Source organism: Paractinoplanes bogorensis (assembly GCF_018829635.1).
GTDB classification, from domain to species: Bacteria; Actinomycetota; Actinomycetes; order Mycobacteriales; family Micromonosporaceae; genus Actinoplanes; species Actinoplanes bogorensis.
The window spans coordinates 100918-123031 of record NZ_JAHKKG010000006.1 but is presented as its reverse complement, the minus strand read 5'-3'; the positions used below and the strand labels follow the sequence as shown (position 1 = coordinate 123031).

The window sequence follows — 22114 nt, the reverse complement described above, 5'->3', positions numbered from 1 at the left end:
AGCCGGGCGATCGCCTCTTTGAGGCAAAGGAGGAGGCACCCGATTTCCCGCCGCCGCAAACCCCGCGGCGTCGGCAAATCGGGTGCCTCCTCCTTTGCGAGGCGATCGCGTGGCTGGACTATCCACGGGGATCCCAAGACTAGCGAGTTTGTTCGAGCCAGCTCGCGTAAAGCTTTGCGTAGATCGAGCCCTGCTCGGCGACAAGAGATGCGTGGGGGCCGCGTTGGACGACGCGGCCCGCGTCCACGACTATGACCTCGTCGGCCGACTGAGCGGTGGACAACCGGTGCGCGATGGCCACCGTCGTCCGGCCTCGGGTCACTGTGTCGAGAGCTCGCTGCAACCGCACCTCGGTGGCCGGGTCGACGGCTGAGGTCGCCTCGTCGAGGACCAGCAGGTCCGGGTCGGCGACATATGCCCGTACGAGGGCAACCAGCTGACGCTCCCCCACGCTGAGCGCCTCCCCGCGCTCGCCCACCGAGGTCTCGAGCCCGGCAGGCAGCCCGGCCAGCCAATCCGCGAGCCCGAGTTCGGCGACGGCGGAAACCAGCTGCGCGTCGGTCAGAGAAGGCGCGGCGAAGCGAATGTTCTCGGCGATCGTGGCGTCGAACAGGAAGCCGTCCTGCGGAACCATCACCACCCGTGAACGCAGAGCGGCGAACTTCACCGTCCGCAACGGCGTGCCGGAGAGCAGAACCTCACCCTCCACGGGGTCCATCAGACGGGTGAGAAGTTTCGCGAACGTGGTCTTGCCCGAGCCGGTCTCCCCGACCACGGCCACCTTGGTTCGTTCCCGCAGCGAAAGGTCGACGTCGGCGAGCACGATCGGGCCGCCCGGATAGCGGAACGAGACGTCCTGGAAGCGTACGGAAAGAGGCCCGGAGGGCAGGTCGACGCCCACCTCGTCGGGGTCCTTCACGTCGGGTTCGAGGTCGAGCACGTCGAGCACCCGCCGCCAGCCGGCCACCGCGTTCTGGGCCTCGTTGAGCATGTCGGTGGCGATCTGCACGGGCTGGATGAACAGCGTCACCAGGAACAGGAACGCGGTCAGGGCACCCACGCTCAGGCCACCGTCGGCCCCCATCAGCACCCCGACCACGACCACCGCGGCCAGGGCCAGGCCGGCGCCCAGCTCGCCGCTGGAGAAGCTGGTCACACTGGTGCGCAGAGCCTTCTGCTGAGCCACCCGCAGGTTGTCGATCGAGGTGTCGAGGCGCTTCTCGGTGCGGCCGGCCACCCCGTACGCGCGAATGACCATGGCCCCGACCACGCTCTCGGCGATCGCGCCGAGCATCACGCCGGTGCGCTCGCGGACCGCGCCGTAGACCTCGGCCAGCCGCCGCTGGAACAGCCGGATCACCGCCACGGCCGGGCCGAAGGCCAGCAGCACGACGATGGTGAGCTGCCACGAGTAGACGAACATCACGATCGTCGAGACCAGCAGCTGACCGCTGGCCAGCAGCAGCTGCACGCCACCGGTCTGCAGGAAGATCGAGATCTGGTCGACGTCGCTGGTCACCCGGGACACCATCGTGCCGCGCCGTTCGGACTGCTGGTGCAGCATCGACAGGTCGTGGATGTGCCGGAACGTCCGCGAACGCAGCGCACCCAGCGCCGTCTCGCTGACCGTGAACAGGCGCCGCGTCATCAGATAGCCGGCCAGCGTCGAGATCATCAGCGCCAGGAACGTGACGGCCACGGTCACCGTCACGAACTGCAGGTCGGGGCCGCCCTCGGCGCGGATGCCGTGGTCGATGCCCTGCTGCACGGCGATCGGCACCGCGACCCGGCCGGACATCTGCACCAGGGCGAGCCCGATCGTGCCGGCCAGGCCGGGCCGCAGCTCGGGCGAGAGCGCGAGGCCACGCTTGATGGTGGCGAAAGTACCGTCGCTCATGCCTCGACCCGTTCCGCTTCGGCCTTCTCGTACGCCGTGACCAGGTCGGCGTATCCGGCGTGAGCCCCCAGCAGCTCGGTGTGGGTGCCGGTCGCGACCACCTTGCCCTGCTCGAGATAGACGACCTCGTCGGCCAGCGCGATGGTGGCCCGCCGGTAGGCCACGATCAGGATGGACGCCCCGGTGTCGCGGCCGCGCAGCCCGGCCAGCACGGCCGCCTCCACGCGGGGGTCGACCGCGCTGGTGGCGTCGTCGAGCACCAGCAGCCGGGGGTGGCCGGCCAGCGCGCGGGCCAGGGTGAGCCGCTGCCGCTGGCCACCGGAGAGCGAGGTGCCGCGTTCGCCGACGGCCGTGTCGAGGCCGTCGGGCAGCTTCTCGACGAACCCGTCGGCCTGGGCCAGCCGCAGCGCCGCCCAGGTGGCGTCGTCGTCCAGCCCGTCGCGTTCCAGGGTGATGTTGCCGCGGACGGTGTCGTCGAACACGAACGGCAGCTGCGGCACGAGGGCGGAAGCGCTGGTCAGGGCGGCCTCGCTGAGCGTCGGCAGCGGTGTGTCGTCGAGCGTCACACGGCCGGCGTCCGGGTCGACCAGCCGCGCGGCGAGCGACGCGATCGTCGATTTGCCCGACCCGGTGGCGCCGACCAGGGCGACCGTCTTGCCCGGGGGCACGGTGAACGACACATCGTGCAGGACCAACGGGCCTTCCCCGTACGCGAAATCGACCGAATCGAAACGCAGCGTGGCCGGACCCGACGGCCGGGTGGTGGCCGAACCGTAGGTGAGGTCGCCCTCGGCCCCCAGCACCGCCTGCACCCTGTCCCAGCCCGCCACGCTGCGCGGCAGCTCACCCAGCACCCAGCCGATCGCCCGGACCGGGAAGGCCAGCACGGTGAACAGGAACGCGACGGTCACCACCTCGGCCACGGTCACCGCCCCGCTCTGCAGGCGCCACGCCCCGAGCAGCAGCACAGCCAGGGTGCCGACGCTGGGCAGCGAGTCCATCACCGGGTCGAACAGCCCACGGAGCCGGCCGACCGCGATCAGCGAGTCGCGCAGCTCGTCGACGTAGACCTTGAACCGGCGGGACTCGTCCTCCTCGCGGCCCATGGTCTTGACCACCAGCGCGCCGTCGAAGCTCTCGTGGGCGACCGCGCTGACCTTGGCCCGCATCTGCTGGGCCCGGATCTGCCGGGGCGACATGCGGCGGGCGTAGAACGTGTTGAGCGCGAACAGCATCGGGAACAGCACGACGCCGACCATGGCCAGCACCCAGTCGGTGACGAAGAGCGCGGCCACCGCGGCGAAGATCATCACGATCGTGCCGACCGCGAACGGCAGCGGCGCGATCGGGACCCAGGCCGCCTCGACGTCGGAGTTCGCGTTGGAGAGCAGCGTGCCGGTGGCGTGCTTCTGGTGCCACGACGGCGGCAGCGACAGGTAGCGCCGGGTCACCGCGCGGCGGTAGCGGGCCTGCAGGCGGAACTGCATGTAACCCGCGCCCAGCCGGCGGCCGAAGATGCTGGCCACCCGGAGCAGGCTGAGGCCGAGGAAGACGGCGGCGATCAGGGCGAGCGTGCCGGTGCCGGCCGACCCGCTGGAGAACGCGGGCACGACGACATGACCGATCACGGCGCCGACGACGTACGAGTTGGCGATGACCAGAAGGCCGAACAGGCTGCTGCCGACCGTCCCGATCGTGAACAGGCGCGGCTCGGCCTTGATCGCCTGACCCAGCACGAACAGCCCCCGCACCAGCACATCGCGGCTGGACCTGGTGCTCAAAATTCCTACCTGACTGGTAAGTGTTCGCCGACGGTTCCGGCCTTACCGATCCATCCTGCCGAACGGGACGCTCACCGTTCACCTTCGTAACATGTGTCTACGATCACGTTGTGACCGCCTATGCCCAGCGCGAACGACGTCTACTCGCCGACCTGCTCCTTCGTCTCGGTCCCGACCAGCCGACGCTGTGCGAGGGATGGACGACCCGCGATCTCGCCGCGCACCTGGTGGTGCGGGACCGCCGGCCCGACGCGTCGGCCGGGATGCTGATTCCGCCGCTGCGCGAGCACGGCGAACGGGTCCGCCGGCAGACCGCGGCCCGCCCGTACGAGCAGGTCGTGCACGAGGTGCGGACGCCGCCGTGGTGGAGCCCGGTGAGCAACCCTCTCACCGACGAGCTGGCCAACACCATCGAGTTCTTCGTGCACCACGAGGACGCGCGCCGCGGGCAGCCGGACTGGCAGCCCCGCGACCTCGACCCGGGGCTGTCGGCCGCGCTCTGGCGCAACGTGCGGCTCACCGGCAAGCTCGTGCTGCGCCGGGCCGGGGTCAAGGTCAAGGTCGTTTCCGAGGGGTACGGGTCGTTCTCCGTCGGCGACTCCCCGGCCACGACCCTGTCCGGCCCGCCCGGCGAGCTGGCCGTCTACCTGACCGGACGCACCTCGGCGGCGCGGGTCGTGATCGACGGGGACGCTCTGGAAGGCGTCCGGCTGGGCATGTGATTGGCCCATTTGATCCGCGTCGGATTGGTCTGCTCGGCGAGCCAATCGAGGCCTAGCGTGAAGGCCATGCAGGAGAACTCCGGACTTTCCCTGGCCCAGGGCACCGCCCTCTGCGTGGGGGCCGTGCTCGGCACCGGCGTGATCTCGATGCCGGCCCTGGCCGCCGAGGTCGCCGGGCCCGCGTCGCTCGTCGCCTGGCTCGCGCTGATCGTGCTGTCCGCCCCGCTCGCCCTCACCTTCGCCGCGCTCGGCGCCCGGCACCCGGACGGCGGCGGCGTCTCGACCTACGTCCGGCTCGCCTTCGGCCCGCGGGTGGGCGCCGCGATCGGCTGGACGTTCTTCTTCGCCGTGCCGCTGGGCGCACCCGCCGCGGCCGCGTTCGCCGGCGGCTACGTGGCCGACGTCCTGGGCGGCGGCCGCACCACCACGCTGGCCACGTTCCTGATCATCGTGTCGGCCGTCTTCGCCATGAACTGGTTCGGGCTGCGCGTCTCCGGCCGGGTGCAGCTCGTGCTGACGGCCACGCTGGCCGTCCTGCTGCTGATCACCGTGCTGACCGCGCTGCCCCACGCGAACTGGGACAACCTGACCCCGTTCGCGCCGCACGGCTGGTCCGGGGTCGGCTCGGCGGCGGCCGTGCTGGTCTGGGGCTTCGCCGGCTGGGAGGCGGTGTCGTCGCTGGCCGCGTCCTATCGCAACCCGCGCCGGGACGTGCCGCGGGCCACCGGGATCGCCGTCGTGCTGGTCGGCCTGCTCTACCTCGCGGTCGCCGCGACCAGCGTGCTGGTGCTCGGCCCGGCCCTCGGCGCCAGCGATGCCCCGCTGGCCGACCTGCTCGCGGCCGGGGTCGGCGGACCGGTCCGCATCCTCACCGCGATCGTCGCCGTGCTGCTCACCGTCGGCGCGGTCAACGCCTATCTGGCCGGGGCGTCGCAGCTCGGCGCGGCCCTGACCCGCGACGGCGCGCTGCCGGCCTGGATGGGCCGCACGCCCCGCCGGGCGCTGCTCACCGTCTTCGTGCTCAGCCTGGCCTCGGCGGTGCTGCCGTTCCGCCTGCACACCATGCTCTTGCTGGTCACCGGCTGCTTCACGCTCGTCTACGTGATCGCGACGGCGGCCGCGCTGCGCCTGCTGCCCGGGGGCCGGCCGCGGGTGGTGGCCGCGATCGCCTTCGTCGCGGTGGTCGCGCTGCTCTGGCTCAACGGCGCCCCGGCCCTGCTCAGCCTGGTGATCGTGGCGGCGTCGCTGGCCTATCAGACGTGGCGGGCCAGGACGTCGGCGAAGGTAGCCAGTCCGGCGTCGAGCGTGGACGGGTCGGTGGCGCCGAACCCGAACACGAACCCGCTCTGCACGGTGTCCGAGACCGAGTAGGCCCGCAGGTCGTCCACGGCCAGTCCGGAGCGGGCGGCCGCGGACACCACCGCGGTCGAGTCCACGCCGGTCCGCGCCGCGAGGTGCAGTCCGGCCGCGGCCGGGACGACGTCGAGTCCGGGCATCGCGGCCAGCGCCGCCGAGATCCGGGCATGCCTTTCCCCGTACGCCCGTCCGGCCCGGCGCACGTGCCGGGCGAGCAGTCCCTCGTCGAGGAAGCGGGCCAGCGCGGCCTGCACGGCGGGCTGCCCGTAGCCGTCGCCCAGCTGCCGGGCGGCGACCAGTGCATCGCGCAGCCCGGGTACGGCGAGCACGAAGCCGGTGCGTACGGCGGGAAGCATGCTCTTGGAGAAAGTGCCCACATAGAGCACCCGGCCCGCGGTGTCCAGGCTGTGCAGGGGTTCGAGGGGCCGGGCCGAGAAGCGGAACTCGCTGTCGTAGTCGTCCTCGACGATCGCGGCCGGCCGGCACCGGGCCCAGTCGAGCAGCTCACGGCGCCGTTCCAGGCTCATCGCCCGGCCCAGCGGGAACTGGTGCGACGGCGTCGTGTAGACCAGCCGGCAGTGCGCGGGCAGATCGGCGACGACCAGCCCCTGGTCGTCGACCGGCACCCCGGCCACCCGGGCGCCCAGCGCGGCCAGGATGCGGCGGGCCGGCGGATAGCCCGGCTCCTCGACCGCGACCACGTCGCCCGGCCGCACCAGCACCCGCGCGATCAGGTCGAACGCGTGCTGCGCGCCGTTGGTCACCACCACGTCGGCCGCGGTCGTTCGCACACCCCGGGAGACGCCGAGGTAACGCGCCACCGCCTCGCGCAACGCCGGATGCCCGGCCGGATCCCCGTACGTGCCGGGGTTGTTGGCCCGCAGCCGCAGTTCGGCGGTGACCAGGCGCCGCCAGGCGTCGAACGGGAACAGGCCGGCGTCCGGGATGCCGGTGCGGAAGTCGTAGCGCGGCCGTGGTTCGGCGCCGCTGGTGGCGAGCGGTTCGAGGGCCCAGTCGTCGCGCGGCCGCAGCGGGTCGGTCACACTCCGGCTTTTTGTCCGCTTCGTCGTTGTGGGCGCTACGAACGTGCCCGCACCGACCTTCGACCGCAGATAGCCCTCGGCCACCAACCGCTCGTACGCCCCCGCGACGCTGCCCCGGGCCACGCCCAGATCGGCCGCGAGCAGCCTGGTCGGCGGCAGTTTCTCGCCCGCCGGCAGCCGCCCGTCGACGACCGCCGCCCGCAGCGCGCGGTAGACGGCGGCGGTCTTCGTCCCGCCGCCGTCCAGCTCGATGATCAGGTCCACCTGCTCATTCTCCGCGCTATGGCCCAACCGGTATGGCAGCGATCGAGAGACATCACTTTTAAACTGCGCGTAGCTGAAGAGACAACCGTCTATTCACTTCCCGCTCGTTCGAGAGAGGAAGAGCATGGCGACTACTCCCCGCATCCTGGCCACCGGCCTGCTCGCCGCGGTCACCGCCGCGGTCGCGACCGGTTCCCCCGCCGCCGCCGCCCCCGCCACCGGAGAGGTCCGGATGGCCGGTTCCGCCACCGCGATCTCCGGCAGCTACATCGTCGTCCTGAAGGCCGGCGCCAAGTCGTCCGCGGCGCTCGCCAAGAGCTACGGCGGCGCCGTCCGCCAGAACCTCGCCGTGATCAACGGCTACGAGGCCGCCATGTCCGAGGCCCAGGCCAAGCGGCTCGCGGCCAGCCCCGACGTCGCGTACGTGGAGCAGAACCAGACCATCTCCCTCAGCGCCACCCAGAACAACGCCACCTGGGGCCTCGACCGCATCGACCAGCGGAACCGGCCGTTGAGCACGACCTACACCTATCCGGTGACCGCCTCCAACGTGACGGCGTACATCATCGACACCGGCATCCGCTACGCGCACAACGACTTCGGCGGGCGCGCCACCGCGGGCTACGACGCGGTCGGCTCGGGCGCGGTGGACTGCAACGGGCACGGCACCCACGTGGCCGGCACCGTCGGCGGCATCACCTACGGCGTCGCCAAGGGCGTCCGGCTGGTCGGCGTGCGCGTGCTCAACTGCTCGGGCAGCGGCACCACGGCGGGCGTCATCGCCGGCGTCAACTGGGTGACCAGCAACGCGGTCAAGCCGGCGGTGGCCAACATGAGCCTCGGCGGCGGGGTCAGCAGCACGCTCGACAGTGCGGTCGCGCGGTCCATCTCGAGCGGTGTCACGTACGCGCTGGCGGCCGGCAACTCGAGCGCCAACGCCTGCAACTCGTCGCCCGCCCGCGTCGCCGCGGCGATCACGGTCGGCGCGACCACCAGCACGGACGCCCGGGCCAGCTACTCGAACTACGGCACCTGCCTGGACATCTTCGCGCCGGGCTCGTCGATCACGTCGGACTGGTACACGTCGAACACCGCGACCAACACGATCAGCGGAACGTCGATGGCCAGCCCGCACGTGGCCGGGGCGGCGGCGCTGGCGCTCTCGCGGAACACCGGCTACACCCCCGCACAGGTGCGCGACAGCCTGGTCAACAACGCGACGACGGGTGTCGTGACGAACCCCGGCAGCGGCTCCCCGAACCGCCTGCTGTTCGTCGTGCAGTGATGGACGGTGCCCAGCTCTCCGGGGCTGGGCACCGTAGCGGATAGATGTCAGTCGACGGCAGAGATCGGATGCAGTACATATCCTGCACTGCGTGACCATGAGACTGCGCTCCGTCGGAATTCCGCCGTGATGACACCCCTCTGGCGCAACCGCGAATTCACTCTGCTGTGGACCAGCCAGAGCCTGTCCGACCTGGGCGGCGCGATCGCCATGCTGGCCATCCCGCTGCTCGTCCTCGAGGTCACCGGTTCCCCCGTGAAGGCGGGCGCGGTCGGCACCGCGGCCCAGGTGGCCAAACTGATCTGCCGCCTCCCGTCCGGCGTGCTGGCCGACCGGCTCAACCGCCGCCGGGCCATGCTGACCTGCGACGTCATCCGGCTCCTGGCGTTCGCCGGGCTCGCCGTGGCCGTCGCTCTCAATCGGGCCGGCCTGGCCGCGATCGTCGTGGTGGCCATCGTGGACGCGATCTGCGGCTCGCTGTTCAACACCACCGAGCACGCGTCGCTGCGCAGCATCGTGCCGGCCACCCAGCTGCCCGACGCCGTGGCCCGCAACGAGGCCCGCAGCTACGGCACCTCGCTGGCCGGCCCCCCGATCGGCGGCCTGCTGTTCGGCCTGGCGCCCGCGCTGCCGTTCCTCGGCAACGCCGTGTCCTACCTGGCCTCGCTGATCGGCGTCGCCCTGATCCGCAAGCCGCTGCAGTCCCCGGTCCCGGCCGGGGACCAGCCCGGCCACGCGGCGGCCCTGCTCGAGGGCATCCGGTTCGTCTTCGGCAACCCGTTCCTGCGGGCCGTGCTGCTCATCGCGGCCCCGCTGAACTTCGCCCTGTTCGGCTCGATCTTCACGATCATCGTGACCCTGCAGAGCCACGACGTGCCGCCCGGGGTGATCGGTCTGACCGAGACGATCGTCGGGGCCGGCGGGCTGATCGGCGCGCTGGCCGCCCCGTTTCTGCTGCGCCGGCTGTCGTTCGCGGCGCTGATCCGCGGGCTGGGCTGGGCGGCCACCGTGTTCCTGGCGCTCAGCGCCCTGCTCACGATGAGTGTGGCCGCGGCCGCCCCGGTGGCGCTGGCCATCTTCGTCGGGCCGGCCTGCAACGCGGCCCTGTTCGGCTATCAGGCCGCGATCACGCCGGACCGGCTGCAGGGGCGGGTGCTCAGCGTGATCTTCATGGTGGCGATGTCGGCCGCGGCGGCCGCTCCGCTGCTGGCCGGGGTCTTCGTCACGCTGTGGAACCCGACCGTCAGCGTGCTGCTGTTCGCGACCGCGGTGTCGAGCTCGGCCCTCGTGGCGACGTTCTCGCCGGCCATCCGCGAGATGCGCCCGCTCGAGGAGTCATCGGCCGTCGGCTAGCCGGTGGCTGTATTCCCGTACGGCCGCGTTGTAGGTCTGCTCGTCCAGGCTCCAGTCGGCGTCGCCCGGCTCGGCGGCCCGGTTGAGCTGGGCCTGCAGCGTCATCACGGCCGAGGAGAGCCCGCTGAACGGGCGGCTGCGCCACAGCTGCTCCCCGGCCGGCGCCACCTCGACCAGGTCGTCCTCCACCACGATGAGACCGGCTCCGGCCAGACGGCGTACGGCCTCCTCGAGCTCGGCCCGGCTCGGCACCGCGTGGTGCAGGAAGTCGGCCGCGGCGAGGACGTCGGCCAGGCTGGCCCCGGCCATCGGCAGAGCGGCGTGCAGGGCCCGGTCACGCTCCAGCCGCTCGGCGATGACCGCCGACACGAAGATCCAGGCGTCGTTCCATAACCAGTCACCAGCCCCCATGCCGCAATGATGCCGCGCGAGGGGGGTGCCGGGAAGCGAATGTGTCGCGATGATCACAAAGCTGTGACCGATGATCTTGGACGCTAAACCGAATCAGTGGGGCGAATCGCTCAGTCCACTGCGGACACGGCGGGCGCCGTGAGTGAACGTGAGGGTCGCTCCGCGACCGTGCACCACGGCAGGAACACATGGACGAGCGGCCCGATGGCCAGAGCGTACGCCACCGTGCCGATGCCCACAGTGCCCCCGAGCAGGAATCCCACCCCCAGGACGAGCAGTTCGATCGCCGTACGGACGAGCCGGATCGACAGCCGCGGGAATCGTCCGACGATGCCGGTCATCAGGCCGTCGCGCGGGCCCGGACCGAACCGGCTGCCGATGTACAGGCCGGTGGCCAGCCCGTTCAACAGGATGCCGCCGACCAGGTAGCCGATGCGGGCCGGTATCGTGCCGCCGGCGGGCAGCACGGCCAGCGCCCCGTCCACCGCGAAGCCGACGACGACCAGGTTGGCGATGGTGCCGAAGCCGGGCCGCTGCCGCAGCGGGATCCACAGCAGCAGGATCGGGATGCCGAGCAGGATCACCACCCAGCCGAAGCTGATCCCGGTGACCTTGGACAGGCCCTGGTGGAAGACGTCCCACGGGTTCAGCCCGAGCGCCGACTCGACCATGAAGGCCATGCTCACGCCGTAGAGCACCAGCCCGGCGAAGAGCTGGACGACGCGACGGGTGAGACGACGATCTCCGTTGCCACTCGGTTCCATGAATGCCACTCTGAGGGCCAATCATGGGAAGCTGAAGAGCCAATTCGCCGGAGGTGGATGTGACCACGACGATACGCGGGAGCCAATTGGCCCGCCTGCTCGGTCAGTGGCACGCCCTGCCCGGCCGCCACCGCAGCCCCGACTACGCCGCCCTGGCCGCCGCGGTGCGCGGGCTGCTCAGCGACGGGCGACTGCCGTTGGGCGTACGCCTCCCGGCCGAACGCGAGCTGGCCGAGTCGCTCGCGGTCAGCCGCACCACGGTCAGCGCCGCCTATCGCACGCTGCGCGAGACCGGCCACCTGACCAGTCGCCGCGGGGCGGGCAGCTGGACCACGCTGCCGCACGGCCACCGGGTCGCCACCTCGGGGCTGTGGGCGGCCGGCGACGACCGCGACATGATCGACCTGGGCGTGGCCGCGTCGGCGGCGCCGGTCGAGCTGGTGCCGGCCGCCCGGGCCGCGGCCGACGACCTGCCCCGCTACCTGGGCAGCGCCGGCTACCACCCGACCGGCCTGATGGAGCTGCGCGACGTGGTGGCGGCCGGCTACCGCGAACGCGGCGTGGCCACCTCGGCCGAGCAGATCCTGATCACCGCGGGCACCCAGCAGGCCCTCGACCTGGTGTTGCGGCTCTCGGTCCCGGCCGGTTCGCCCGTGCTGGTCGAGGCACCGACCTATCCGAACGCGCTGGCCGCCCTGGCCGCGCGCCGCGCCCGGATCAACACCCACGGGCTCGACGCCGAGACCGGCTGGGACGGCGAGATGCTGCTCGGCGCCCTGCGGCAGCAACGACCGCGTCTCTCGTACGTGATCCCGGAGTTCCACAATCCGACCGGTCACCTGATGACGGCCGAGCTGCGCGAGCGCCTGGTCGCCACGGCCCACTCGACCGGCACCGAGCTGGTGGTCGACGAGTCGTGGGTCGACCTCGCGCTCGAGGGCCAGGAGATGCCGCCCCCGGTGGCCGTCTTCGACCGGCACTCGCGGGTGGTGTCGATCGGCGGCATGAGCAAGGGCTACTGGGGTGGCCTGCGGATCGGCTGGGTGCGCGCCTCGGCCCCGCTGGTGCAGCGGCTGGCCGCGATCCGGGTCGGCGTCGACATGGCCAGCCCGGTGCTCGAGCAGCTCGTCGCCGTACGCCTCCTGGCCCAGGCCCCGCAGATCCTGGCCGAGCGCCGCACCCGGCTCCGGGAACGACGCGACGCGCTGGCCGCGACCCTGCGCGAACTGCTGCCGGAGTGGGAGTTCACGCTGCCTCGGGGCGGGGCCTCCCTGTGGGCCGAGCTGGACGGGCCGATCTCGAGCGCCCTGGCCCGGGCGGCCGAAGACCTGGGTGTGCGGCTGGCTCCCGGCCCCCGTTTCGGCCTCGACGGCACGTTGGAGCGCTTCCTGCGGCTGCCGTTCACGCTGCCGCCGGACGAGCTGACCGAGGCCGTACGGCGAATCGCCTCGGTGCGCCACGACCTGGACCGCACCGCCACCCCGTCCTGGCGAACGCCGGCGGTGATCGCCTAGTACCGCCTAGGTTGACGTTGTCAACCCGCCGAGTTAGGTTGACGTTGTCAACCTCGGAGGGAGGCGACGCATGACCACCGTTCTGATCACCGGCGGCCACTCGGGCATCGGCCTGGCTGCCGTACGGGCCCTGGCCGCCGACGGCGTCGATCTCGTGCTGGCCGGGCGCAGCCCCGACCGCATGAAGACGGTCGCCGACGAGCTGCGCGCGGCCCACGACGTGGCCGTGTCCACGCTGACGCTCGACACGTCCTCGCTGGCGTCCGTACGGGCGGCGGCGGCCGAGTTCCACGGAGAGCTCGACACGATCATCTGCAATGCGGGCGGCCGCTTCGACGGACCGGTCACCTACAGCCCGGACGGCTACGAGAACACCTTCGCGACGAACTGCCTCGGGCACTTCCTGCTGGTCGAGCTGCTGCTCGACCGGGTCGCCGACGGCGGCCGGGTCGTCTGGACCGCGAGCGGCACCCACGACCCCGACTCGATGGACGGGCGGCTGGTCGGGGCGGCGGCCGAGCCCGACGCGATGGCGCTGGCCGCCGAGGGCCGGCTCTCGGCCGGGAAGCGCTACTCCACCTCGAAGCTGTGCACGGTCATGTATTCGTACGAGCTGGACCGGCGTCTCCGCGCGGCCGGCCGGCGGGTGTCGTCGATCGCGTACGACCCTGGGTCCGTACCGGAAACCGCTTTTCTCCGTCAGATGCCCGCGCCGGTCCGGTGGATCGCGACCAGCGCCGCCATGAAGTGGGTGTCCCAGCGGCTCGGCGTCACGACGTCCGACGTCGCCTTCTCGGGGGCCGCCCTGGCCGAGCTCGCCGTCGATCCCGCCCACGCCGACGGCTCCGGAAAGTACTTTCAGGCCAACGACGGAAAGCTCGCGGCCGTACGGTCGTCGCGGATCTCCTATGACGAGCAGCGCGCGGCCAAGTTGTGGGCCGATTCGGAGACGCTCGTCCACCCGCGGGCCGATGCCGTGCCGGCCGATGACGACGAACCGGCGGAGTCGTGACGAGCACCGCCGACCGGCTGGTCGTCGCCGCCGCCGAACTGCTCGACAACGGTGGGGAGGCCGCCGTCACGCTGCGGGCGGTCGGCGCGGCGATCGGCGTCTCGCACAACGCGCCCTACAAGCACTTCGCCGCACGCGACGACCTGCTGGCCGGGGTGGCCGCCGCCGATTTCCGGACCATCGCCGAGTCGTTCCGGCAGGTCCGAGGATCGGAGCCGGAACCGATCGAGTGCCTGCTGGCCGCGCTCGACGTCGTGGTCCGCTTCAGCCAGGACCATCCGGCGCGCTACCGGCTCCTGTTCAACAACCCGGCGATCGCCGCGACGGCCGGCCCGCTGAGCAGCGCCGCGGAAGAGGCGCTGAGCGAGTTCGCCGCGATCGTCGGGGACGGGCAGGCCGCCGGCGCCCTGCCCGCCACACCGACCGATCATCTCGCGATCCTGATCTTCGCCACCGCACACGGGCTGATCGACTCGGACGCCAGTGGCCGGCTCCGTCCCCGCACCGGCTGGGCCGACCTCGGCGACGGCCTGCGCACCCTGATCGGCCTGCTGGCCAAGCCTCAGTAGGACAGCTTGCGGGTTCCCGGGATCGACCACTCGCGCTCGACGCGTCCGCCCGCCACGACCAGGACGGCGATACCGCCCCGTTCGCCGTCGTCCCAGACGCCGGCCACGGTCTGGCGCGCCACGTCCACGACCCGCTCGCGGTGCCACGGATGGGCGTCGGCGGTCAGGGCGAGCAGATCGTCGCGGGTCAGCCGCGAGCCGGTCGGCGTGGTCGCGTCGGGGAGGTCCGAGCGACCGTCCGCGGACGGGAGGGTCCAGTTCTCGGCGACCCGCCCGTCGCGCAGGAAGCACACGTCGGCGCCGGTGGTGACGCTACCGTCGGGGCGGGTGACGTCCCAGGTGTACGCGAGCCGGTCGGCACCGTCGATCACGAGCGTGCGCGCGTGGAAGACGTTGCCGACGTCGCGCTGGTAGGTGCGGACGAACGCCTCGGCCGGACCGGGGCCGATCAGCGGGTCGAGCGCGTCGACCACGCCGGACCATTGCCGGGCGTCGGCGGTCATCAGCTGGTGGGCGAGCGAGGCGTCCTCGCTCCACATCCGGCACCACACGGCCGGGATCTCGTCAGGTCGAACAGTCATGACCCCAGACTCGTCCAGGTCGGCGACACCGTCATGTCGGAGTTTTGTCGTGATCCCGGTCACGCCCGGTAAGCAGCAGTCGAGGCGGCCGGGTCACTCCAGATCGAGCAGGGGGCGGGCGGCGATCCGGTCCAGCTCGGAGGTCAGGTCGACCTCGCGCGGCGCGGCCGTCTCGCCGGTCGGGGTGACGTCACGCAGGCGGTCGAGCTGGAACCCCCGGACGGCCCGGCGCAGCCGGCACCAGCCGACCAGATACCAGCCGTGCGGGCCCTGGAGCAGGCTCAACGGCTCGACCTCACGCTCGCTGGCCACGCCGTGGGCGTCGACGTAGGCCAGCCGCAGCACGAGCCGACCGGCCACGGCGGTGACGACCTGATCCGCGTACGGGGAAAGCCCTTGATCGTCCTTGACCGTGTGCAGACGACCGGCCAGCGCCTCCTCGGCGTCGCGGACGTCGGCCGGCAGACCCGCCAGCACCTTGCGGGCCGCGGTCGCCGCCGCCGTGGCGAAGGGTGAGCCGGCCAGTGCCCGCAAACCGACCGTGACCGCCATCGCCTCACCGGCCGTGAGCGCGAGCGGAGGCAGCGTCCGGTCGCGGTCGAGCCCGTAACCGCCGCTGCGCCCCTCGGTGGCCCAGATCGGCACGCCACCCTGGCGCAGCGCGTCCAGATCGCGCTCGATCGTGCGGGGGCTGACCTCGAACCGCTGGGCCAGCCAGGCCGCCGTCCGGGTGCGCGGCGCGACCCGCCGCAGTTCCTCGACGAGGGCATACAGACGATCGGTGCGGTTCACGTCGGGAGGAAGGTCAGACCAGCCACTCGCCGTCGCGCATCAGGAGGCGGCCGGGCAGCTCGTTCTCCTCGCGCCAGGCCTGGATGCGTACGGGCCGCAGCACCAGGAAGACGTACGCCTCCCCGGCCTCGCGCGGGTCCCAGTCGTTCTGCTCGGCGTAGGCGGCACCCTCAGCCTCAGCCGAAGCGACCGGCAGGGTCGCCTCGAGCGCGACATCGATCATGATCACGTCACGGGTCGGGGCGAAACCGATCCGCGCCCGGCCGGACGCGGTGAGGTTGCGGACCGTGATGGACTTCCGGCCCGTGGCCAGCAGTAACCGCTCGCCGAACCAGCAGAGCGTGAACGGCACCAGGGCCGGTTGGTCGCCGTCAGCCGTCGCCACGAAAGCGTCGGCCACCGGTGCGGACAGACGGGCGAGCACATCCGCCTTACGCTGCTCCTTGGTACGAGGTTCGTCAGCCACCGCCGTAGCGTAGCGGCCCGCCGAAACAGGTGTGACGATGAACGAGCTCGATGTGCTGGCCGCCCGCTTCGAGCGGGACCGGGCCCACCTGCGCACGGTCGCCGGGCGGATCCTCGGCTCGGCCGACGAGGCCGACGACGCGGTGCAGGAGGCGTGGGTGCGGCTGAGCCGGGCCGACGCGGGCGAGATCGACAACCTGACCGGCTGGCTGACCACCGTGGTCTCCCGGGTCTGCCTCGACATGCTGCGCTCGCGGACAGCGCGGCGCGAAGACCCGGCCGAGATCCCCGAAGACCTGCCGATCGTCGAGCCCGGGCCGGAGCATCAGGCGGTTCAGTACGACGCCCTCGGGCCCGCGCTGCAGCTGGTGCTCGACACGCTGAGCCCGGGCGAGCGGCTCGCGTTCGTGCTGCATGATCTGTTCGCGGTGCCGTTCGGTGAGATCGCGCCGATCATCGGGGGCTCGCCGGCGGCGGCCCGGCAACTGGCGAGCCGGGCCCGGCGAAAGGTGCAGGGCGGGGCCGCGCCGGCTCTCTCGGTGCGCCGCCGCGAGATCGTGGAGGCTTTCCTGGCCGCGGCGCGGGGCGGAGACTTCGACCGGCTGCTCACGCTGCTCGACCCCGAGGTGGAGCTGCGGGCCGACACTTCTTCCGTACGGATGGGGGCCGGCGAGTTCGTCCGGGGCGCGACCGACGTGGCCGGGATCTTCAACGGGCGGGCGCACGCGGCGACCGTCGCGCTGCTCGACGGCGTACCGGGTCTGGTCTGGGCCTCGGAGGGTCAGGTGCGGGTGGCGTTCTTCCTGACGTTCGACGACGAGGCGGGCTGGATCTCGGCCATCGAGCAGGTGGCCGACCCGGAGCGGATCACCGCCACCGAGGTGGGGTGACCCGCTCCGTCAGCCAACGGTCAGATCTGCGCGAGCGAACCCGCGTACATCTTGTCGATCTGCTCGGCGAAGTTGGACTCGACCGAGCGGCGCTTGATCTTCATGGACGGCGTGATCTCGCCCGCCTCGATACTCAGGTCGCGCGGGAGGATCGCGAACTTCTTGATCGTCTCCCACCGGTTGAGCTTGGCGTTGAGCTCGGCCACGTAGCCCTCGACCATCTTCTCGGTCTCGGCGGCGGTCACGATCTCTTCGTAGCTCTTGCCCTCGAGCGGCCCGCCCGTGGCCCACGCCTTGATCGAGTCCTCGTCGAGCGAGATCAGCATGGTGACGAAGTTGCGGGCCTGGCCGACCACCACCGCCTGCGAGGTGTAGGGGCACACGGCCTTGAACTGGCCCTCGATCGCGCTGGGCGCGATGTATTTGCCGCCCGACGTCTTGACCAGGTCTTTCTTGCGGTCGGTGATCTTCAGGAAGCCGTCCGCGTCGACCTCGCCGATGTCACCGGTGCGCAGGAAGCCGTCTTCGGTGAACGCCTCGGCGGTCTCCTTGGGCAGGTCGTGGTAGCCCCGCATGACCGGCTTGCCGCGCAGCAGCACCTCGCCGTCCGTGTCGATCTTGCACTCGAGGTCGCCCAGCGGGAGGCCGACCGTGCCGATCCGGAGCTTGTCGAGCCGGTTGACGAAGTTGGCCGCGCTGCTCTCGGTCAGGCCGTAGCCCTCCATGATCGGCAGGTTGGCCGCCGCGAAGAACTCGGCGATCTCGCGGCTGAGCGGCGCCGAGCCGCTGACCAGCACGCGCAGCCGGCCGCCGAGGCGCTGCTGCAGCTTCGAGAAGACGAGCCGCTCGGCCACCGCGAACTTCAGCTTGAGGGCGCCGGGCAGCGGCTTGCCGGCCTGCTCGAGCTCGACCTTCTGCCGGCCGGTGGCGACCGCCCAGTGGAAGATCTTGACCTTGGCCGGGCTGCCGGACAGCGCGGTGGTGACGGTCTTGTTGTAGACCTTTTCGAAGATGCGGGGCGCGGCGCACATGAGCGTCGGCTTGACCACCGAGAGCATGTCGACCAGCTTGTCGACCCGGCCGTCGACGTAGGTCGGCACGCCGACGTGGATGATGCCGCACAGCAGCGTCTTGCCGAACGAGTGGGACAGCGGCAGCCACAGGTACTGCAGGTCGCTCGACTCGAACAGGCCGAGACCCTGCTGGGCCACGCCCTCCCAGGTCCAGCCCGCGTGCAGCAGCTGCACGCCCTTGGGCCGGCCGGTGGTGCCGGAGGTGTAGATGAGGGTGGCGAGGTGCTCGGGGCCGATGCTCTCGACCACCTCTTCGATCAGCTTCGGGCGGTCGCGCAGGACGGCGGCGCCGCGCTCCTCGAGCTCGGTCAGCGTCATCTGCGGCGGGGTGGCCCCGGCGTCGGCCGGGCCGTCGATGAGCACGACGTGGGTGACGTCGGTGTCGACGCCGGCGATCTTCAGCGCCTGCTTCGCGTTTTCGGCGATCAGCACCTTGGAGCCGGAGTTGCTGATGATGTAGCTGGCGTCTTCGGGCTCGGTCGTCGGATAGACCGTGGTGGTGGCGCCGCCGGCACAGTTGATGCCGAGGTCGGCCAGGACCCACTCGAACCGGGTGCCGGAGAGGATGGCGACCCGGTCTTCGAGACCGACACCGAGGTCACGAAGGCCCGCCGCGATCGCCGTCGCCCGCTCGCCGACCTGTGCCCAGGTGAACCAGACCATGCCGGTGTCGTCCGCGTTGGGGACGGCGAAGGCCTGACCGTTGGGGGTGGCGGCCACGCGCTGGAAGAACATGTCGGGGATCGACCGGTAGGGAACCTCGAGAGCCATCGGCGCCGCCTTATGTCCGAGTGATACGGGGGAGTTAACTTGTGAGTAACCGAAAGGGTATTGGCACGGCGGCGGGAGGGCTAGTGCCGCCCCGGCACCGGCACGACCGGGGATCTTTCCTCCCAAGTCTATCGACCGTCGATCGGCGTCGTCTCACGACGTGAAACGGTCTCGGCGCTATCTAGATGGCCATCAAACGAGCACTTTGCCGGGAATGTGACCGCGGTCATACTCACAGCACATTTCCAGCCTATGTAACTCAGCGAACGGGATTTCCGGCGTCCCGCAACGACTGCTTGACCTCAGCGATGGTCAGCTCGCCGAAGTGGAAGACACTGGCGGCCAGCACGGCGTCGGCCCCGGCGGCCACCGCGGGCGGGAAATGCCCGACCGCCCCCGCGCCCCCACTGGCGATCACCGGGATGTCGACCACCTTGCGGACGGCGGCGATCAGGTCGAGGTCGAAGCCGGCCTTGGTGCCGTCGGCGTCCATCGAGTTGAGCAGGATCTCGCCCGCGCCCAGGGTGGCCACGCGCTCGGCCCACTCGATCGCGTCGAGGCCGGCGCTGCGGCGGCCGCCGTGGGTGGTGACCTCCCAGCCGCTCGGCTGCCCGGCCGACCGGCGCACGTCGAGCGAGAGCACCAGCACCTGGTTGCCGAAGCGGGTCGCGATCTCTTCGATCAGGGCGGGCCGGGCGATCGCCGCCGTGTTGACGCCCACCTTGTCGGCGCCCGCACGCAGCAGCACGTCGACATTCCCGGCCGAGCGCACTCCCCCGCCGACCGTCAGGGGGATGAAGACCGATTCCGCCGTACGCCGTACGACGTCGAGCATCGTGCCGCGGTCGTCCGACGACGCCGTGACGTCGAGGAAGGTCAGCTCGTCGGCCCCGGCCTCGTCGTACGCGGCGGCCAGCTCGACCGGGTCACCGGCATCGCGCAGGTCGACGAAGTTGACCCCCTTGACGACGCGGCCCGCGTCCACGTCGAGGCAGGGGATCACGCGTACGGCAACCGTCATGCATCCACCCTAACCAGCCTGGGTGCAGGCGTTCTCACAAGGCCCAGCAGGATGCCGCCGACCACGAGCACGCCCCCGGCGACGTCGATGGCGTGGATCCGCTCGCCCAGGAAGACGGCCGCCGACGCCATGCCGAAGAACGGGACCAGCATCGAGAACGGCGCGACGGTCGACGCGCCGTACCGCTTGAGCAGGTTGCCCCACACCGCGAACCCGGCCAGTGTCGAGATCAGCGCGACGTAGAGCACCGCGGCGACCGCGTCCCAGGTGATCGACCGGACCGCGGCCAGGTCGGCCGAAGGACCGTCGATCAGCAGCGACAGCACGATCAGCGGGCCCGACGCGACCGCGCTGACCCAGACCATGAAGCGCAGCGTGTCCGGCGGCGACGCCTTGCGGGTGGCGATGTTGGACAGCCCCCAGCAGGCGGCCGCGCCCACGATGAGCAGGAACGCGCCGATCGCCGCGCCCATCCGGGTGGCCACCAGACCCACCCCGGCGACGGCGACGACCAGGCCGGCGATCTGCACCGGGCGCGGCCGCTCGCGCAGCAGCAGCACGGCGAAGACCATCGTGAACACGGCCTGGCTCTGCAGCACGAGCGAGCTCAGCCCGGCCGGCATCCCGGCCGCCATACCCGCGAACAGCAGCGAGAACTTGGTGACACCGAGGATCAGACCGACGGCGACGATCCAGCGCCACGGCACCTGCGGGCGGCCTGCGAACAGCACCGCCGGGAATGCGGCCGCGGTGAAGCGCAGCGCGTTGAACAGCAGCGGCGGGAAGTGGTCGAGGCCGACCTCGATCATGACGAAGTTGACGCCCCAGACCGCCATGACAGCGACGGCCAGCCCGATGTCGCGTGGTCTCATGGTCTGATCCTGGGCCGGTCGACAGTTAAGCACCATCGAAATGCGCTTCACCCAAGATGTAGCGTGACTGAATGATCGATCTGGGTCGGCTCCGCGCCCTGCACGCCGTGGCCAGCTACAAGACGGTGCTGGCGGCCGGCGAGGCCCTGCACTGCACCCCGTCCGCGGTGTCGCAGCAACTGGCCAAGCTCGAGCGCGAGACCGGCACCACACTGGTCGAGAAGGACGGGCGGCGGTTGCGGCTCACCGAGGCCGGTCAGGTGCTGGCCCGGCACGCCGAGAAGGTGCTGGCCACCGTCGACGAGGCCGAGGCGGCGCTGGCCGCCCATCGCGACACGGTCACCGGACGGCTCACGGTGGCGGCGTTCGCCACGGCGTGCCGCGCCCTTCTCCCGTTCGCGCTCCATCGCCTGGCTTCCGAGCACCCGCAGCTCAACACGGGGCTGGTCGAGGTGAACCCGCACGAGGGTCTCGAGATGCTGCACCGCGGGCACGTCGACCTGGCCGTGCTCGACGACTGGCCCGAAGTGGCGCTGCGTTACCCCGCCGGCGTCGCGCACGTCGAGCTGGGCTGGGACGTCGCCGACCTGATCGTGCCGAGCGGCCACCGGTTCGGCGCCACGGTCACGCTGGCGCGGATCCGGGGCGAGCGATGGATCGCCGCGAATCAGGGCGACATCTGCCACGAGTGGCTGCTGCGCGTGCTGCCCGGGGTGCAGCCCGATTTCCACGTCAGCGAGTTCGAGACCCAGCTGACCCTGATCGCGGCCGGGCTCGGTGTCGCGATCATCCCCCGTCTCGCCCGATCGGAAAAACTTCCTTCCGCCGTACGGGTCGTAGCCGTCACGCCGCAACCACGGCGCCGGGTCGTGGTCGCCTGGCGCGAGGCCTCCGCGGCCCGCCCCGCCGTGGGAGCGGCCGTGGATGCCATCCGCGAGTCGTGGCGCCGAGCGGGTCAGCCGGCGAGCACGTCCAGCGCCTGACGCACCGTGAACGCGCCCGCGTAGAGCGCCTTGCCCGCGATCACACCCTCGACCCCGACCGGCTCCAGCGTGGCCAGCGCCCGCAGGTCGTCCAGGGTGGACACGCCACCGCTGGCGATCACCGGCTTGTCGGTGGCCGCGCACACCTCGCGCAGCAGGTCGAGGTTGGGGCCGCGCATGGTGCCGTCCTTGGTGATGTCGGTGACGACGTAGCGGGACGCGCCCGCCTTGTCGAGCCGGGCCAGAACCTCGTAGAGGTCGCCGCCGTCGCGGGTCCAGCCCCGGGCCGACAGCGTGCGGCCGCGCACGTCGAGGCCGATGGCCACGCGGTCGCCGTATTCGGCCACCACCCGGTCGCACCACTCCGGATCCTCCAGCGCGGCGGTGCCGATGTTGACCCGCGCGCAGCCGGTGGACAGGGCCCGGGTCAGCGACTCGTCGTCGCGGATGCCGCCGGACAGCTCCACCTTGACGTCGAGCCGGCCGACCACGTTCGCCAGCAGCTCAGCGTTTGAGCCCCGCCCGAAGGCCGCGTCCAGGTCGACCAGGTGCACCCACTCGGCGCCGTCGTTCTGCCAGGCCAGCGCCGCGTCGAGCGGGTCGCCGTAGGTCGTCTCGGAACCGGCGGCGCCCTGCACCAGGCGGACGGCCTGACCGTCCGCGACGTCGACGGCGGGCAGCAGCTCAAGCGTCAT

The 22114-nt window shown here is 71.5% G+C and carries 21 protein-coding genes; 9 read left to right on the top strand and 12 right to left on the bottom strand.

The window, feature by feature from the left end; genetic code table 11:
• Positions 1 to 139: 139 nt before the first annotated feature.
• Together KOI35_RS19645 and KOI35_RS19640 are read right to left on the bottom strand one after the other, a co-directional pair.
• Positions 140 to 1897 (bottom strand): ABC transporter ATP-binding protein, encoded by a 1758-nt coding sequence (locus KOI35_RS19645; protein ID WP_215788965.1) that lies wholly within the window; start codon positions 1895 to 1897, stop codon positions 140 to 142.
• Positions 1894 to 3678, bottom strand: coding sequence for an ABC transporter ATP-binding protein (locus KOI35_RS19640; protein ID WP_215788964.1), 1785 nt, complete (start codon positions 3676 to 3678; stop codon positions 1894 to 1896). The genes KOI35_RS19645 and KOI35_RS19640 overlap by 4 nt, the downstream gene beginning before the upstream one ends.
• A 110-nt stretch (positions 3679 to 3788) precedes the next feature.
• On the opposite strand from KOI35_RS19640, the gene KOI35_RS19635 reads away from it, so the two are divergent.
• Both KOI35_RS19635 and KOI35_RS19630 read left to right on the top strand, forming a co-directional pair.
• Positions 3789 to 4400, top strand: coding sequence for a TIGR03085 family metal-binding protein (locus KOI35_RS19635; protein ID WP_215788963.1), 612 nt, complete (start codon positions 3789 to 3791; stop codon positions 4398 to 4400).
• Positions 4401 to 4466: 66 nt separating this feature from the next.
• Positions 4467 to 5771, top strand: coding sequence for an APC family permease (locus tag KOI35_RS19630; RefSeq protein ID WP_215788962.1), 1305 nt, complete (start codon positions 4467 to 4469; stop codon positions 5769 to 5771).
• Here the strand turns inward: KOI35_RS19630 and pdxR are convergent.
• The gene (gene pdxR, locus KOI35_RS19625) at positions 5654 to 7063 is read right to left on the bottom strand and encodes a MocR-like pyridoxine biosynthesis transcription factor PdxR (protein ID WP_215788961.1); all 1410 of its coding nucleotides are present in this window, start codon (positions 7061 to 7063) and stop codon (positions 5654 to 5656) included. The two genes, KOI35_RS19630 and pdxR, sit on opposite strands and share 118 nt — an antisense overlap.
• Positions 7064 to 7187: 124 nt before the next feature.
• On the opposite strand from pdxR, the gene KOI35_RS19620 reads away from it, so the two are divergent.
• Together KOI35_RS19620 and KOI35_RS19615 are read left to right on the top strand one after the other, a co-directional pair.
• Entirely contained in the window at positions 7188 to 8348 is a 1161-nt protein-coding gene (locus tag KOI35_RS19620; RefSeq protein WP_215788960.1) for a S8 family peptidase, read from the top strand.
• Positions 8349 to 8477: 129 nt separating this feature from the next.
• Positions 8478 to 9701 (top strand): MFS transporter, encoded by a 1224-nt coding sequence (locus tag KOI35_RS19615; protein WP_215789479.1) that lies wholly within the window; start codon positions 8478 to 8480, stop codon positions 9699 to 9701.
• On the opposite strand, the gene KOI35_RS19610 is transcribed toward KOI35_RS19615, so the two are convergent.
• Together KOI35_RS19610 and yczE are read right to left on the bottom strand one after the other, a co-directional pair.
• Positions 9684 to 10112 (bottom strand): hypothetical protein, encoded by a 429-nt coding sequence (locus tag KOI35_RS19610; protein ID WP_215788959.1) that lies wholly within the window; start codon positions 10110 to 10112, stop codon positions 9684 to 9686. The two genes, KOI35_RS19615 and KOI35_RS19610, sit on opposite strands and share 18 nt — an antisense overlap.
• A gap of 110 nt (positions 10113 to 10222) precedes the next feature.
• Positions 10223 to 10876: a membrane protein YczE gene (yczE, locus tag KOI35_RS19605; protein ID WP_215788958.1), complete on the bottom strand. Its 654-nt coding sequence runs from the start codon at positions 10874 to 10876 to the stop codon at positions 10223 to 10225.
• 59 nt (positions 10877 to 10935) lie between these two features.
• On the opposite strand from yczE, the gene yczR reads away from it, so the two are divergent.
• The 3 genes from yczR (at position 10936) to KOI35_RS19590 (ending at position 13971) form a co-directional block, all read left to right on the top strand.
• Complete coding sequence (yczR, locus tag KOI35_RS19600) at positions 10936 to 12390, top strand: MocR-like transcription factor YczR (RefSeq protein WP_215788957.1); 1455 nt, start codon at positions 10936 to 10938, stop codon at positions 12388 to 12390.
• Positions 12391 to 12460: 70 nt separating this feature from the next.
• Positions 12461 to 13402, top strand: a complete 942-nt coding sequence (locus KOI35_RS19595; RefSeq protein ID WP_215788956.1) for an SDR family NAD(P)-dependent oxidoreductase — start codon at positions 12461 to 12463, stop codon at positions 13400 to 13402.
• Positions 13399 to 13971 carry a TetR/AcrR family transcriptional regulator gene (locus KOI35_RS19590; RefSeq protein ID WP_215788955.1) on the top strand — a complete coding sequence of 191 codons (573 nt, stop codon included), beginning with the start codon at positions 13399 to 13401 and terminating at the stop codon, positions 13969 to 13971. Before KOI35_RS19595 ends, KOI35_RS19590 begins: the two co-directional genes overlap by 4 nt.
• Here the strand turns inward: KOI35_RS19590 and KOI35_RS19585 are convergent.
• The 3 genes from KOI35_RS19585 to KOI35_RS19575 form a co-directional block, all read right to left on the bottom strand.
• Positions 13965 to 14552 (bottom strand): hypothetical protein, encoded by a 588-nt coding sequence (locus KOI35_RS19585; RefSeq protein ID WP_215788954.1) that lies wholly within the window; start codon positions 14550 to 14552, stop codon positions 13965 to 13967. The two genes, KOI35_RS19590 and KOI35_RS19585, sit on opposite strands and share 7 nt — an antisense overlap.
• 93 nt (positions 14553 to 14645) lie before the next feature.
• Entirely contained in the window at positions 14646 to 15344 is a 699-nt protein-coding gene (locus KOI35_RS19580) for a helix-turn-helix transcriptional regulator (protein ID WP_215788953.1), read from the bottom strand.
• A 13-nt stretch (positions 15345 to 15357) separates the two neighbouring features.
• Positions 15358 to 15810, bottom strand: a complete 453-nt coding sequence (locus tag KOI35_RS19575; protein WP_215788952.1) for a pyridoxamine 5'-phosphate oxidase family protein — start codon at positions 15808 to 15810, stop codon at positions 15358 to 15360.
• A gap of 37 nt (positions 15811 to 15847) precedes the next feature.
• Here KOI35_RS19575 and KOI35_RS19570 point away from each other — a divergent pair, with 37 nt between their 5' ends.
• Positions 15848 to 16699 (top strand): sigma-70 family RNA polymerase sigma factor, encoded by an 852-nt coding sequence (locus KOI35_RS19570; protein ID WP_215788951.1) that lies wholly within the window; start codon positions 15848 to 15850, stop codon positions 16697 to 16699.
• A 20-nt stretch (positions 16700 to 16719) separates the two neighbouring features.
• Here KOI35_RS19570 and KOI35_RS19565 read toward each other — a convergent pair whose 3' ends face one another.
• The 3 genes from KOI35_RS19565 to KOI35_RS19555 all read right to left on the bottom strand — a co-directional run bounded on the left by KOI35_RS19565 (position 16720) and on the right by KOI35_RS19555 (position 20436).
• A complete protein-coding gene (locus tag KOI35_RS19565; protein ID WP_215788950.1) occupies positions 16720 to 18543 on the bottom strand; it encodes an AMP-dependent synthetase/ligase in 1824 nt (607 codons plus the stop codon).
• Between the two features lie 259 nt (positions 18544 to 18802).
• Positions 18803 to 19564 (bottom strand): imidazole glycerol phosphate synthase subunit HisF, encoded by a 762-nt coding sequence (gene hisF, locus KOI35_RS19560; protein WP_215788949.1) that lies wholly within the window; start codon positions 19562 to 19564, stop codon positions 18803 to 18805.
• Positions 19561 to 20436 (bottom strand): EamA family transporter, encoded by an 876-nt coding sequence (locus tag KOI35_RS19555; RefSeq protein ID WP_215788948.1) that lies wholly within the window; start codon positions 20434 to 20436, stop codon positions 19561 to 19563. The genes hisF and KOI35_RS19555 overlap by 4 nt, the downstream gene beginning before the upstream one ends.
• Before the next feature lie 71 nt (positions 20437 to 20507).
• Here KOI35_RS19555 and KOI35_RS19550 point away from each other — a divergent pair, with 71 nt between their 5' ends.
• A complete protein-coding gene (locus KOI35_RS19550; protein ID WP_215788947.1) occupies positions 20508 to 21419 on the top strand; it encodes a LysR family transcriptional regulator in 912 nt (303 codons plus the stop codon).
• On the opposite strand, the gene priA is transcribed toward KOI35_RS19550, so the two are convergent.
• On the bottom strand, positions 21392 to 22114 hold the full coding sequence (priA, locus tag KOI35_RS19545; RefSeq protein ID WP_215788946.1) for a bifunctional 1-(5-phosphoribosyl)-5-((5-phosphoribosylamino)methylideneamino)imidazole-4-carboxamide isomerase/phosphoribosylanthranilate isomerase PriA: 723 nt from the start codon (positions 22112 to 22114) through the stop codon (positions 21392 to 21394). The genes KOI35_RS19550 and priA overlap by 28 nt on opposite strands.

Bases quoted from the DNA above. Each gene is read 5' to 3' on its own strand.
- KOI35_RS19645 (WP_215788965.1), bottom strand. From the start codon at position 1,897: ATGAGCGACGGTACTTTCGCCACCATCAAGCGTGGCCTCGCGCTCTCG.
- KOI35_RS19630 (WP_215788962.1), top strand. From the start codon at position 4,467: ATGCAGGAGAACTCCGGACTTTCCCTGGCCCAGGGCACCGCCCTCTGC.
- KOI35_RS19620 (WP_215788960.1), top strand. From the start codon at position 7,188: ATGGCGACTACTCCCCGCATCCTGGCCACCGGCCTGCTCGCCGCGGTC.
- KOI35_RS19615 (WP_215789479.1), top strand. From the start codon at position 8,478: ATGACACCCCTCTGGCGCAACCGCGAATTCACTCTGCTGTGGACCAGC.
- KOI35_RS19610 (WP_215788959.1), bottom strand. From the start codon at position 10,112: ATGGGGGCTGGTGACTGGTTATGGAACGACGCCTGGATCTTCGTGTCG.
- yczE (WP_215788958.1), bottom strand. From the start codon at position 10,876: ATGGAACCGAGTGGCAACGGAGATCGTCGTCTCACCCGTCGCGTCGTC.
- KOI35_RS19595 (WP_215788956.1), top strand. From the start codon at position 12,461: ATGACCACCGTTCTGATCACCGGCGGCCACTCGGGCATCGGCCTGGCT.
- KOI35_RS19585 (WP_215788954.1), bottom strand. From the start codon at position 14,552: ATGACTGTTCGACCTGACGAGATCCCGGCCGTGTGGTGCCGGATGTGG.
- KOI35_RS19570 (WP_215788951.1), top strand. From the start codon at position 15,848: ATGAACGAGCTCGATGTGCTGGCCGCCCGCTTCGAGCGGGACCGGGCC.
- KOI35_RS19565 (WP_215788950.1), bottom strand. From the start codon at position 18,543: ATGGCTCTCGAGGTTCCCTACCGGTCGATCCCCGACATGTTCTTCCAG.
- hisF (WP_215788949.1), bottom strand. From the start codon at position 19,564: ATGACGGTTGCCGTACGCGTGATCCCCTGCCTCGACGTGGACGCGGGC.
- KOI35_RS19555 (WP_215788948.1), bottom strand. From the start codon at position 20,436: ATGAGACCACGCGACATCGGGCTGGCCGTCGCTGTCATGGCGGTCTGG.
- KOI35_RS19550 (WP_215788947.1), top strand. From the start codon at position 20,508: ATGATCGATCTGGGTCGGCTCCGCGCCCTGCACGCCGTGGCCAGCTAC.
- priA (WP_215788946.1), bottom strand. From the start codon at position 22,114: ATGACGCTTGAGCTGCTGCCCGCCGTCGACGTCGCGGACGGTCAGGCC.